Origin of the sequence: Myxococcus faecalis (assembly GCF_050039385.1) — a bacterium.
Taxonomy (GTDB): Bacteria; Myxococcota; Myxococcia; order Myxococcales; family Myxococcaceae; genus Myxococcus; species Myxococcus fulvus.
In genome coordinates this window covers 6,329,516-6,341,493 of record NZ_CP144336.1, presented here as the reverse complement: position 1 = coordinate 6,341,493, position 11,978 = coordinate 6,329,516, and the positions used below count along the sequence as shown (strand labels likewise).

The window sequence follows — 11,978 nt, the reverse complement described above, 5'->3', positions numbered from 1 at the left end:
AACTCCCCGCGTATGTGCCCTGGCAGCCCATGCCCGCTCAACGACGGGTCGCCAGAATCTTCCCGTCACACGCTACGCCGCTTCGAACCACGGCGGTGCGGACGAATCACCGCACCCGTGTGGTCCTCCAACCACGCGCACGACTCCGTCCCAGGCGGGTCCTCCTGGCCCACACCTTGCTCCAAGCGCACGCCCGACACAGCAGCGCCCCCATCGCCCAGGAGTCCCATGTCCCGCCGCCGCTCCCTCCGCGCAGTGCTCGTCTTCCTCCTCGTCACCACCAGCGCGCTCGCGGCACCGCCCAAGACGCCCAAGCACCCCGGCTGCTTCCTCGTGATGGACCTGGACTCCGGCGAAGTCACACGCAACGGCGCGAAGCTGTGCGCCACGCCGCTCGTCCCGGCCTCCACCTTCAAGGTGCCCCACGCGCTCATCGCCCTGGAGACCGGCGTCGTGTCGAGCACGGACGAGGTGCGCAAGTGGGACGGCACCCAGCACGCCATCGCCATGTGGAACCAGGACCAGACGCTCGACACCGCGATGCGCCGCTCGGCGCTGTGGGTCTTCCAGGGCACCGCGAAGCAGATTGGCCGCGAGCGCATGGAGCAATGGCTCATGCGCCTGGACTACGGCAACCGCAAGGCCTCCGGCGACATCACCCGCTTCTGGCTCGGCGGCCCGCTGCGCATCTCCCCCGACGCGCAGCTCGACTTCCTCGCGCGCATGTACCGGGGCCAGCTCCTCGTCAGCCCCCGCGTCCTCGAGGCCGTCCAGGCCACGCTGGTCCACGGCCCCGACACCGTCGCCAGCGTGCGTGACGGCCTCAACCTGGGAGGCCCCTGGAAGGACCACGCCACCCTCAGCGCGAAGACGGGCTGGCACCAGGACGCCAAGGACGGAGACGTGATGTGGCTGGTGGGGCACGTGTCCTCCCCCAAGGGACGCCACGTCTTCGTCAGCGCCGTGAAGCAGCCGCCCGGCAGCAAGTCCCCGTCGAAGAACCTCGCGCTCCCCGCCGCCATCGAGGCGCTCCAGGCGCAAGGGCTGCTCTGACACGACGCCTGGAAAAGACGACGGGCCGCCCCCACATCCGGGAAGCGGCCCGCGTCGAGACCCGACCGTGACGGCCGGGTGTGTCAGCGACCTCAGACCGCCTTCAGGCGGCGGGAGCTGGTGCTGTTGGCGGCGTCGCGCAGGGCGTCCTTGCGGTCGGTGCGCTCCCAGGTGAACTCCTTCTCGGAGCGGCCGAAGTGACCGTACGCGGCGGTCTTCTGGTAGATGGGCCGCAGCAGGTCCAGGCCCTCGGTGATTTCGCGCGGACGCAGGCCGAACGTCTGGCGGATGGCCTTGGCGATGCGCTCCTCGGGGACGGTGGCGGTGCCGAACGTCTCCACCATCACGCTGACCGGCTCGGCCACGCCGATGGCGTAGGACACCTGCACCTCGCAACGACGCGCCAGGCCCGCGGCCACGACGTTCTTCGCGATGTAGCGGCCCATGTACGCCGCCGAGCGGTCCACCTTGGACGGGTCCTTGCCGCTGAACGCGCCGCCGCCGTGACGGCCCATGCCGCCGTAGGTGTCGACGATGATCTTCCGACCCGTCAGGCCCGAGTCGCCCATGGGGCCACCCACCACGAACCGACCCGTGGGGTTGATGAAGAACTTCGTCTTGTTGTCGATGAGCTTCTTGGGGAGCGCCTTCGCGATGACGTCCTCGCGGATGGCCTCCTGGATGCGCTTGTTGGAGATCTCCTCCGAGTGCTGCGTGGACACCACCACCGCGTCGATGCGCACCGGGCGGCCCTCGCGGTACTCCACCGTCACCTGGCTCTTGCCGTCCGGGCGCAGCCAGTCGTGCTGCTTGCGGCGCACGTCGGCGAGCTTGCGCGTGAGCGCGTGCGCGTAGTGCAGCGGGGCGGGCATCAGCTCCGGCGTCTCGTCGCACGCGAAGCCGAACATCATGCCCTGGTCACCAGCGCCCTGGTCCTTCTTGTTGTCCACGCCGCGCGCGATGTCCTGGCTCTGGCCCTCGATGGCCACCATCACGCCGCAGGTGTTGCCGTCGTAGCCCATCGAGCTGTCGGTGTAGCCGATCTTGCAGATGGTGCTGCGCACGATGCGCGGGATGTCCACGTAGGTGTTCGTCGTCACCTCACCCGCGACGATGGCCAGGCCCGTCTTGACCAGCGTCTCCACCGCGACGCGGGCCTGGGGGTCCTTGGCGATGATGGCATCCAGGACACCGTCGGAGATCTGGTCGGCGATCTTGTCCGGGTGGCCCTCGGTGACGGATTCAGACGTGAAGAGGAAGTCGGTAGGCATGTCGGCTCTGTAGAGAGAAGGAGGCGCAGACGACGCGCGAAGGGCAGGACACTAAAGTGTGGTCCTGGGGGAGTCAAACAGCCATCAATGCCCGCACATTCGCGGGTGCCCCCTGGGCAAACGGGCATGGCCAGAAGCCCTCGGCCCGCATGGGGATGAATTTCGCGAGGCGCCCGACGTTCTCCTGGGCTAACAGAACGCCGAGCAATCCCGTTGGAGGACTCGCCCGACATGAACGCCCGCTTCCGTACCCTCTCCCTCCTGGTCGCCTTCGCCTTCGCACTGCCCGCGGCCGCCGCGGCGCCGAAGAAGGACGACCCGGTCGTCAAGCCCGTGAAGACGGTGGTGTCGTCCGTGCGCTACGAGCGGGACGCCGCCGCGCTCAAGCTCTTCGGCGGTGAGGAGCAGGGCAAGTACCTGCTCGGCGACGAGTGGTCCAAGGGGACCGACGAGCAGCGCAAGGAGTTCGTCAGCCTCTTCCACGGCCTGTTCGCGAAGATTGCCTTCCCGCGCGTGCGCGAGAACTTCAAGTCGCTGGAGGACATCGTCTACTCGCCCGCCGAGGTGAACGGCGGCGAGGCCACGGTGGACTCGGTCGTCTTCATCAAGCACCCGCTGAAGACGCAGGAGATGAAGCTGAAGTACCGCCTGGTGAAGGACGCGGCCGCGTGGAAGGTGGTCGACGTGACGGTGCTCGGCTCCTCCATGCTCCAGGACATCCGCGACACCCAGGTGCAGCCGCTGCTCAAGCAGGGCGGGTGGGACCTGCTGCTGGGCCGCATGCGGCAGGAGCTGGCGAAGAAGTAGCCGCCGCGCCCACTCCCGGCGACCAGGCCACCAGGCCCCAGGTCGCCGGAGGGGTTCCGAGGGGATGCCGGGCTGGCGTAGTCTGTCCCTCCCCCTCTGGCCTGGTTGATGACCGCCTCCCACTCCGTTGCACCTCCGAGCCGCTCCCAGCACGGCCCCTCCGAGCGGGAGGTGGACGCGTTCTGCATGCAGTACGCGCCCCGCGCGCCGGGCCACCCCGCCGTGCGCGACCTGTACCGGCTCTTGCGCGACGTCCCCGAGGACGGCCTGGAGGCACGGCTCACCTGGGTGGAGCGGTGGATGGCGTGGCTGCGCGAGCGCCTCCCCGCGCACGCCCTGGTGGACGACACCGAGCCGCAGCAGCCCCCCGCCGACGCGAGGCTCGCGCTGATGGTGCGCGTGCTGGAGGGCGAGCCCGCCATGCGCGCGAGCCTCACCCTCCTGGTGTCCGGCGTGTGCGACGGCAGCCGGGGCCTGAAGCTCTTCGCCCAGGTGGGCCTGCCCGCGGGCCAGGGCTTCTTCGCGGAGGCGTCCGACCGGCTGGCCCGGGCGGTGCTGCCCGCGCCGCCCGAGCCCGGCAAGCTGTCGGAGCTGCTCCTGCGGCTGTTCCCCGTGCCCGAGGACGCGGTGTGGCTCTCGCACCTGTCGCCCGCCCTGCTCGCGAAGCTGTCCGCGCTGGTGGGCGAGCCGCGCCCCCCCATGCCCCAGCCGGGCGCCCGCGTGCGCGCGGACCTGATGGACGCGCTGTTGCTCCTGGCCCTGCAGACGGCGGCGCTGGGCACCACCGAGGACGTGAGGGACCGCACGCCGGAGACCTCGCTGCGCGCCTCGCCCTTCCTGCGGCTGCGGCTGGTGTGCGACGCGGTGCTGGCGCGCGACGCGGCCCAGGACACCCTGCGGGACCTGAGCACGTGCGTGGACGACTGCCGACGGGTGGTGGGCAGCGTGTCGCGGCACCTGGAGGAGGCGGGCGTCAGCGTGGACCTGGTGTACCGGCTGGAGCGCATCCGCCGGAGCCTGGAGCGCATGGAGGCCATCGCGCGGGTGCTGGGCGCGCCCCGGGGCGAGCCGCGCTGGCGTGAGGCGCTGGGCCTGCTGTCGGACCTGCTGCGGCGGGCGCACGCGGACCGCTCCGTGGTGGAGCTGGCGCGGCGCAACGTGCGGATGCTGGCGCGCAAGATCATCGAGCGCGCGGGCCACTCGGGAGAGCACTACATCACCACCACGCGCCCGGAGTTCCACGCCATGGTGCACTCGGCGGCGGGCGGCGGACTGGTGACGGCCGTCGCGGTGGCCAGCAAGTTCCTGCTCGCCACGCTGCCGCTGGCCCCGCTCTTCGCGTTCCTGGGCGTGGGCCTCAACTACGCGGTCGCGTTCCTGCTCATCCAGGCGCTGGGCTTCACGCTGGCCACCAAGCAGCCCTCCGTCACGGCGGCCACGCTGGCGGGCGCCATCGGCGAGGGCGCGCGGGGGGACCGGCTCTCCAGCCTGGTGGACATCATCCCGCGCATCACCCGCTCCCAGCTGGCCGCCTTCGCGGGAAACCTGGGCTGCGTGCTGCCCGCGGCCGTGGTGCTGGCCCTGCTGTGGCAGGTGGCCACGGGGCAGCCGTTCTTGAGCCCCGCCAAGGCCCAGGCCACGGTGGCCTCCATGCACCCGTGGAAGAGCGGCGCGCTGTTGTACGCGGCCCTCACCGGCGTGCTGCTGTGGCTGTCCAGCGTGGCGGGCGGGTGGCTGGAGAACTTCGTGGTGTACCGGCGGCTGCCGGAGGCGCTCGCGCACCACCGACTGACGCGCAGGCTGCTCGGGGAGCGGGGCGCGCACCGGCTCGCGGAGGGGCTGGCGCACGCGGCGTCGGGTCTGGGCGCCAACGTGACGCTGGGCTTCCTCCTGGCGCTGATGACGATACTGGGGCGCTTCGTGGGGCTGCCCCTGGACATCCGCCACGTCACCTTCGCGCTCGGCGGCCTGGCCATGGCGGGCGCGGCGCTGGGCCCGCACGGGGTGCTCCAGCCGGACTTCCTGTGGGCGCTCGTGGGCGTGGGGCTCATCGGGGTCATCAACTTCGCGGTGTCGTTCAGCCTGGCGCTGGGGGTGGCCGTTCGCGCGCGCGACGTGCCCACCGCGGAGGCCCTGCCGTTCCTGCGGGCGGTCGTGGCCCGCTTCCTCTCGGCCCCCCGCTCCTTCTTCCTGCCCCCCGAGGAGCCCCCGGCGGCCCCCGCCCTGGAGCACGGCGGCTCCTGACGGGGCGTTTATTCCCAGGGTCCGAGCGGCCCTTCCTCGCGGCCCGGGAGCCGGCCGGGCAGGTCATGCCGCGCTTCCGGGGCCGGGCGTTTGCCGCTAGGGTCGCCGCGAATGAGCGGCGCTCCTCGAAACCCGAACTCCCATTCTCGCTTCGCCTACAGCTTCGCGAGGCTCCTGGTCCGCCGGCCCGGCACCGTCCTGGCCGTGCTGCTGACGCTGCTGGCCGTGTCCACCTGGGCCACGCTGCAGCTGCGCATCAACTCGAACCAGCTCGACCTCATCTCCCAGGACCTCCAGGAGGTGAAGGACGTCAAGCAGGTCATCGACATGGTGGGCGGCAGCGGCTTCCTGATGCTGGCCCTGCGCTCGACGGACGAGGCCGCCATGAAGCGCACGGCGGACGACATCGCCGGCATGCTCCAGGCGGACAAGGAGCACGTGCGCACCGTCAGCTACAAGCTGCCGGTCGAGTTCATCCAGCAGAACATGGTCCTCTTCGTGAAGACGGAGGACCTGGTGGAGGGCAAGCGCCGCATCATGGCCTTCCTCGAGGACAAGCTGCGCCGCAGCAACCCCTTCTACATCGACATGGGCGCCACCAAGCCCGTGGAGCTGAACCTCCAGGACCTGGTCGACAAGTACTCGTCCGTCGGCAAGAAGAGCATCCGCGACGACTACAACATCTCCGCCGACAAGAAGATGGTGCTCATCCTCATCAAGCCGATGTGGGACACCACGGAGATTGGCAAGACGAAGGACTACCTCGACAAGCTCAACAAGGACCTGGCCGCGTACTCCGCGCAGGACGGCAAGCCGAAGCTCGTCGAGGACTACAAGCTGATGGGCGACGCGAAGACCATCGCCTACGGCTACACCGGCTCGTACAAGACGACGGTGGATGACTCGTTCGCGATCGAGGAGTCGCTCGAGCCCGTCACCATCATCGCGCTGGTCACCATCTTCCTCATCACCATCGTCTTCTTCCGGAAGCTGGCGCCCACGTTCATCGTGGTGAGCGGCACGGTGATTGGCACCCTCTACACGCTGGGCTTCACCTACGCGACGATTGGTGAGCTCAACATGATCACGTCCATCCTGGGCGGCATCCTGATGGGCTTTGGCATCGACTACGGCATCCACTTCACCTTCCGCACGCGGCTGGAGCTGGGCGCGGGCAAGCCGTACGACGAGGCCATCGTGGACGCCTTCGTCAACGCGGGCCGGCCGGCGGCGGTGGCCGCGGTGGTGACGGGTGGCTCGTTCTTCGTGCTGATGGTGAGCGAGTTCCGCGGCTTCTCCCAGTTCGGCTTCCTGGCCGGCTGCGGCACGCTCATCCTGGGCCTGACGCTGTTCGTGTGGAGCGCGGCGCTCCTGGCGCTGTTCGGCCGCATCAACCCGGCGTGGCCCAAGAAGCTCATCGGCGAGATGAAGCCGCCGCCGACCAACTCCTCCAGCGGCCAGGAGCTGCGCATCCCCCGCCCCGGGCTGGTGCTGGGCGTGAGCACCGCGCTCGTCGCGCTCATCTGCGCGGCGGCCGTGCCCTGGGCCGGCACGGGCGAGCCCCCCGAGGGCAACCTGGGCTTCTTCGAGCGCGTGAAGCACGGCGTGGGCTTCAACTACAACACCCGCGCGCTCATCCCGGACGGCATGTCGTCGGTGTTGCTGCAGGACGAGATCAACGCCCGCTTCAACATCTCCAGCGACCCCATGGCCATCTACACCAAGGACCTGGACGAGGCGGAGGGCATCTACCGCGAGCTGACCGACCACCCGGAGAAGTACCCGTCCATCGACCAGGTGGTGAGCGTCTTCACCTTCGTGCCGCCGGAAGCCACGGCCAAGGCCAACGAGAAGGTGCTGCAGGAGTGGAAGCAGGACATGGCGAACCTGGAGGCGCGCGGCTTCTCCATCGCCGCGCTGCCGCCGGAGATGCAGGAGAACGCCGCCTTCTTCATGAAGGTGCTCGACGCGAAGCCCTTCGACGTGCACGGCGTGCCGGCCAACTACAAGAGCCAGTTCCAGAACCTGCCCAGCGCGCAGCCGGAGAACCGCGGCTGGCTGACGTTCATCTACTCGAGCGTGGACCTGTTCGACGGCCAGAAGATGATGCAGTTCGCCGACGAGACGCGCGCCATCCCCGCCACCTACTACCCGGGCCGCTTCGACAAGGATGACTTCGACCCGAAGACGCAGACGGCGCAGAAGGAGTTCCGCGCCGCGGGCGCCACGCAGCTGTACGCGAAGCTGGCGCGCATCGTCCTCTGGGACGGCAAGGTCACGGTGGTGCTCACCGCGCTGTGGATTCTCGCGATGCACTTCCTGGACTTCCGCAACGCGAAGCTGGCGCTGGCGTCCGTGATTCCGCTGGGGGTGGGCGTGGCGATGATGCTGGGCATCATGTCGCTCGTCGGCCTGCGGCTGAACTTCATGAACATCATCATCCTGCCCATCCTCCTGGGCTTCGGGGTGAGCCACGGCCTGTACCTGCTGCACCGCTTCCTGGAGGGCACCTCCCCGCTCGTGGCGCTCAGGAGCGTGGGCGCGGCGGTGGCGTCCTCCACGCTGACGGCGGTGGCGGGCTTCGCGGCGCTCTTGGCCGCGGCGCACAACGGCCTGCGCTCCATGGGCATGGTGGCCTGCATCGGCCTCATCACCACGCTGGTGGTGTCCTTCACCGTGCTGGCCGCGGTGATGCAGCTCATGCATGACCGCCGCAAGCGCGAGTCCTCGCCGGGCGACGGCACGGGCAGCGCCTCCGGCGGCGAGGATGGCTCGACGCGGGCGGCCTGAGCGGCGGGCAGCGACGTCACACAACCGCGCGGTAACGAGGCCCCCTTCTCCTTCGTGAGGAAAGGGGGCCGGGAGAGGGAGACATCATGAGGCTGATGCGATGGGCGCCCGTGCTCGGGCTGGGGTTGCTCGCGGGCTGTTCGGCGGTGAAGAGCCACCGCGTGCGGCCGGACTACGCGCAGGTGGACCGCAAGCAGACCAAGCGGCTGGTGGTGGTGGCGCAGCCCCTGCCGGACGAGAAGCCTGCGGTGGGGGAGCTGTGGAGCCTCATCGCCCGCCAGTGGGTGAACCAGAACCGCGACTTCATCGTGAAGGACAACGTCGCGCTGCCCGGCCGCCCCACGGACACCACCTTCAAGGAGCTGTGCACCGAGGGCGTGGAGGGCGTGCTCTGGCTGGACCCCACCATCCAGTTGAAGGGCGACGGCGCGGAGGCCGAGGTGAAGGCGCAGCTGCTCCGCTGCAGTGATGGCGAGGAGGTCTGGGCGGCCCAGGCCGCGGGGAGCTGGGGCTCACGCGACGAGGACTACGCGGCGCGGGTGCAGAAGTTCAGCCAGGAGCTGGGCGAGGAGGTGGCGCCGTACGTCGTGCCCACCACCAAGCTGCTCGCCGCCACGCTCGACACGCTGCCCAATCCCGAACTCACCGAAGCGGACAAGGACGAGAAAATCGAGCTGGGTGAGTAGGCTCCTCCCATCGTGGAGGAGACGCTCATCGTCATGAGGCTCGGGGTCGCGGCGCTCTTGGGCGCCGTGCTCGGCCTGGAGCGCGAGCTGCGCGGCCAGTCGGCGGGGCTCCGGACCCACATCATCGTGTCGCTGGGGGCGTGCCTCTTCACGCTCTCCAGCGTCTTCGTGGAGGGGGCCCTGGCAGGGGGCGCGCCGGAGGGCTCGCGCGCGGACGTCAGCCGCATCGCCAGCCAGGTGGTGGTGGGCATCGGCTTCCTGGGCGCGGGCGCCATCATCCGCGACCAGGGCCAGGTGAAGGGGCTGACGACGGCGGCCAACCTGTGGCTCACCGCGTCCGTGGGGCTGGCGGTGGGCATGGGCTTCCACTGGGCGGCCATCACCACGGTGGTCATCGCCCTGGTGGCGCTGGCGGGTCTGCGCCCCCTGGAGAAGGCCATCCGCCGGCACCGCGCCCGCCGGGGTCTGAAGGTGGAGGGCCGCGTCCCCGAGCACCCGGAGGACGAGAGCCCGGAGTGAGCGGGCCGCGCCCTACCGGTCCCAGTCCGCGGGGGCCGCGCCGAGCGCGCCCGTGGCGTCGTGCTGGAGCGGCAGCCGCCGGGCCACCTCGCCGCGCGCCGCCAGCACGTCCGGCCTGACGCCGGGCAGGCTGGCCAGGTCCTCGCGCAGGTACACGTCGTCGCGGTCGATGTCCGTCACGTCGGAGAAGGACACGCGGTAGTCGCGCGGGAAGTAGCTGCCCTTCTCGATGAGGAACCCCGCCGCGTCCACGGCGGTGATGAGGCCCAGGTTCTCCCCGTCCCTGTCCCTGGCCGTCATGCCCTTCTGGATGTCCGCTGGATTGAACACACCCGCCTCCCGAAGTCCGGTGCCGACCTGGAAGTTGGGCATGCCCGCCCTCCTCCGGCACGGGGCCCCTGCCCGGCGGGCGGGCAGCCGGGCCCTCGCCTCGCGCTCCAGGGAGTGCGAGGCGGGCTTCAGCCCGTGGTGCGTCCGGACGGCGTGTCGCCGGGGGACTCGTGGGCGGCCGCGGGCTCCGGCGTGTCGACGAAGCGCCGGTCCATCTCCGTGCGCATGAAGCGCTCGATTTCCTCCGCGGTGGTCAGCTCCATCGCCTCGCGCAACAGCTCCGTCGCGTCCTTGCGGCCCACCCGGCGCAGGAAGCGTTTGACGGCCGGAATCTGCCCGGACGTCATGGACAGCTCGTCGAACCCGAGCGCCAGCAGCACCAGCGTGTAGAGCGGGTCTCCCGCCATCTCCCCGCACATGGACACGGGGATGTTGGCCGCCTTGGCCGCGTGGACGATGGTCTCCAGCATGCGCAGCACCGACAGGTGCAGCGGACGGTAGAGGTAGGCCACCTCGCGGTTCTGGCGGTCGATGGCCAGCGAGTACTGGATGAGGTCGTTGGTCCCCACCGAGAAGAAGTCCGCCTCCTGCGCCAGGCGGTCGGCAATCATCGCCGCGCTGGGCGTCTCCACCATGATGCCCACCGGGAAGCGCTTGCCCACGGGCACGCCCGCGCGGCCCAGCTCGGTGCGGCACGCCTCCAGCTCGCTGCGGGCCTCGCGCAGCTCGCTCACCCCGCAGATGAGGGGGAACATCAGCCGCAGGTTGCCGTGCACGCTGGCGCGCAGGAGCGCGCGCAGCTGGACGCGGAACAGCTCCCGGTTGGACAGGCAGTAGCGGATGGCCCTCAGGCCCATCGCCGGGTTGGGCTCCTTCTCGTGCTTCGTCTTGCCCGGCACCTTGTCGCCGCCCAAATCGAGCGTGCGGATGGTGACGGGCTTGCCGCCCATGGCCTCCAGCACCTGCCGGTAGGCGCGGTAGTGCTCCTCCTCCGTGGGCGCCGTCTTGCGGTCCAGGAACATGAACTCGGTGCGGTACAGGCCGATGCCCTCCGCGCCGTGCGCCAGGAGGGACGGAATCTCCTCCAGGAACTCCATGTTGCCGTTGAGCCGGATGCGGAAGCCGTCGGTGCTCACCGCCTCCAGGTCCTTGGTGGCCAGCGCCAGCTGCTCGGCCTCCTGGTGGCGGCGCTGCTCCTCGCGGAAGCTCTGGAGCTGCTCCTCCGTGGGGTTCACCAGGATGATGCCCCGGGTGCCGTCCATGGCCACCAGGTCCCCCGGGGAGATCTGCTCGCTGGCGCGGCCGGCGCCCACCACCGCGGGCGTCTCCCGCGCGCGGGCGACGATGGCGGTGTGGCTCGTCTGACCGCCCAGGTCCGTCACGAAGCCCGCCACGCGGCCGCTGCGCGCCATCAGCGACGCGTCCGCGGGCGGCAAATCATGCGCGACGACGATGGCCTCCGCGGGGACCTCCACCTCCTCGTCCACCACCTGGCCCATCAGGTTGCGGATGATGCGGTCCGCCACGTAGTCCACGTCCGAGCGGCGCTCGCGGAAGTACTCGTCCGGGATGTTGTCGAACAGGTGCTTTATCTTGCGGGCCACCCGCCGGACGGCCCACTCGGCGTTGATGCGGTCCTCGACGATGAGCTGGTTGACGGCGTCCACCAGCATCGGGTCGTGGAGCATCAGCCGGTGCGCCTCGAGGATGAGCGCGTGGTCGCTGCCCTCGGTGCGCGTAATCTGTTCCTTGAGCTCGGCGAGCTGGCGGTCCGACAGGTCCACCGCCGTCTTCATCCGCATCCGCTCGGGCTCGACCTCCGCCTCCGCCAGCCGCAGCTTGGGCGTGCGGATGCGCTTCCGGTCCAGGATGAAGGCGTGGCCGACCGCCACGCCGGGTGAGGCGCCGATGCCCATCAACCTCAGTGTGGGAGTGGCCTGGCTGCTCACGTGTCTTTGTTCCCTCCCCGTCCTACCGCATTTGCATTGTCATCCGTCACTTGGACTCGCCAAAACGGTCGGCGATGAGCTTTGCCAGCTCCTGGAGACACGCGTCGGCGTCATCTCCCTTACAGGTCAGCTTCACCTGCACCCCCTGGGCGGCCGCCAGCATCAGCACCCCCATGATGGACTTGGCGTTGGCCCGCTGTCCCTGCGCCTCGATGAGCACGTCGCTCTTGAAGCGGTTGGCCACCTTGACCATCTGCGCCGCGGCCCGGGCGTGCAGCCCCAGCTCGTTGATGATCTCGTATGTTCCCTCGGCCACCGTTGCCATTCGC

10 protein-coding genes are annotated in these 11,978 nt (G+C 70.0%); 6 read left to right on the top strand and 4 right to left on the bottom strand.

Features of this window, described 5'->3' with window-relative positions; genetic code table 11:
• The first annotated feature begins 228 nt into the window (after positions 1 to 228).
• Positions 229 to 1,053 carry a penicillin-binding transpeptidase domain-containing protein gene (locus VZQ01_RS25495; RefSeq protein ID WP_426744912.1) on the top strand — a complete coding sequence of 275 codons (825 nt, stop codon included), beginning with the start codon at positions 229 to 231 and terminating at the stop codon, positions 1,051 to 1,053.
• A 92-nt stretch (positions 1,054 to 1,145) separates the two neighbouring features.
• Here VZQ01_RS25495 and metK read toward each other — a convergent pair whose 3' ends face one another.
• Entirely contained in the window at positions 1,146 to 2,324 is a 1,179-nt protein-coding gene (gene metK / locus VZQ01_RS25490) for a methionine adenosyltransferase (protein WP_223746987.1), read from the bottom strand.
• Between the two features lie 231 nt (positions 2,325 to 2,555).
• Here metK and VZQ01_RS25485 point away from each other — a divergent pair, with 231 nt between their 5' ends.
• From VZQ01_RS25485 to VZQ01_RS25465, 5 genes are all read left to right on the top strand, one after another.
• A complete protein-coding gene (locus VZQ01_RS25485) occupies positions 2,556 to 3,131 on the top strand; it encodes a Tgt2/MlaC family protein (RefSeq protein ID WP_141327244.1) in 576 nt (191 codons plus the stop codon).
• Positions 3,132 to 3,239: 108 nt separating this feature from the next.
• A complete protein-coding gene (locus VZQ01_RS25480; protein ID WP_426744911.1) occupies positions 3,240 to 5,375 on the top strand; it encodes a site-specific recombinase in 2,136 nt (711 codons plus the stop codon).
• A gap of 111 nt (positions 5,376 to 5,486) precedes the next feature.
• Positions 5,487 to 8,165, top strand: coding sequence for an efflux RND transporter permease subunit (locus VZQ01_RS25475; RefSeq protein WP_223782657.1), 2,679 nt, complete (start codon positions 5,487 to 5,489; stop codon positions 8,163 to 8,165).
• A gap of 86 nt (positions 8,166 to 8,251) precedes the next feature.
• Entirely contained in the window at positions 8,252 to 8,851 is a 600-nt protein-coding gene (locus VZQ01_RS25470; protein ID WP_223782658.1) for an MXAN_6521/LA_1396 family lipoprotein, read from the top strand.
• A gap of 33 nt (positions 8,852 to 8,884) precedes the next feature.
• A complete protein-coding gene (locus tag VZQ01_RS25465) occupies positions 8,885 to 9,370 on the top strand; it encodes an MgtC/SapB family protein (protein WP_255665582.1) in 486 nt (161 codons plus the stop codon).
• A gap of 12 nt (positions 9,371 to 9,382) precedes the next feature.
• Here VZQ01_RS25465 and VZQ01_RS25460 read toward each other — a convergent pair whose 3' ends face one another.
• The 3 genes from VZQ01_RS25460 to VZQ01_RS25450 all read right to left on the bottom strand — a co-directional run bounded on the left by VZQ01_RS25460 (position 9,383) and on the right by VZQ01_RS25450 (position 11,974).
• Positions 9,383 to 9,742: a hypothetical protein gene (locus tag VZQ01_RS25460; RefSeq protein ID WP_267699335.1), complete on the bottom strand. Its 360-nt coding sequence runs from the start codon at positions 9,740 to 9,742 to the stop codon at positions 9,383 to 9,385.
• 86 nt (positions 9,743 to 9,828) lie between these two features.
• On the bottom strand, positions 9,829 to 11,649 hold the full coding sequence (gene ptsP, locus VZQ01_RS25455) for a phosphoenolpyruvate--protein phosphotransferase (RefSeq protein WP_223782661.1): 1,821 nt from the start codon (positions 11,647 to 11,649) through the stop codon (positions 9,829 to 9,831).
• A 46-nt stretch (positions 11,650 to 11,695) separates the two neighbouring features.
• Positions 11,696 to 11,974 carry an HPr family phosphocarrier protein gene (locus VZQ01_RS25450; protein ID WP_141327235.1) on the bottom strand — a complete coding sequence of 93 codons (279 nt, stop codon included), beginning with the start codon at positions 11,972 to 11,974 and terminating at the stop codon, positions 11,696 to 11,698.
• Positions 11,975 to 11,978 lie beyond the last annotated feature (4 nt).

Bases quoted from the DNA above. Each gene is read 5' to 3' on its own strand.
- metK (WP_223746987.1), bottom strand. From the start codon at position 2,324: ATGCCTACCGACTTCCTCTTCACGTCTGAATCCGTCACCGAGGGCCAC.
- VZQ01_RS25475 (WP_223782657.1), top strand. From the start codon at position 5,487: ATGAGCGGCGCTCCTCGAAACCCGAACTCCCATTCTCGCTTCGCCTAC.
- VZQ01_RS25470 (WP_223782658.1), top strand. From the start codon at position 8,252: ATGAGGCTGATGCGATGGGCGCCCGTGCTCGGGCTGGGGTTGCTCGCG.
- VZQ01_RS25460 (WP_267699335.1), bottom strand. From the start codon at position 9,742: ATGCCCAACTTCCAGGTCGGCACCGGACTTCGGGAGGCGGGTGTGTTC.
- VZQ01_RS25485 (WP_141327244.1), top strand. From the start codon at position 2,556: ATGAACGCCCGCTTCCGTACCCTCTCCCTCCTGGTCGCCTTCGCCTTC.
- VZQ01_RS25465 (WP_255665582.1), top strand. From the start codon at position 8,885: ATGAGGCTCGGGGTCGCGGCGCTCTTGGGCGCCGTGCTCGGCCTGGAG.
- VZQ01_RS25450 (WP_141327235.1), bottom strand. From the start codon at position 11,974: ATGGCAACGGTGGCCGAGGGAACATACGAGATCATCAACGAGCTGGGG.
- VZQ01_RS25480 (WP_426744911.1), top strand. From the start codon at position 3,240: ATGACCGCCTCCCACTCCGTTGCACCTCCGAGCCGCTCCCAGCACGGC.
- VZQ01_RS25495 (WP_426744912.1), top strand. From the start codon at position 229: ATGTCCCGCCGCCGCTCCCTCCGCGCAGTGCTCGTCTTCCTCCTCGTC.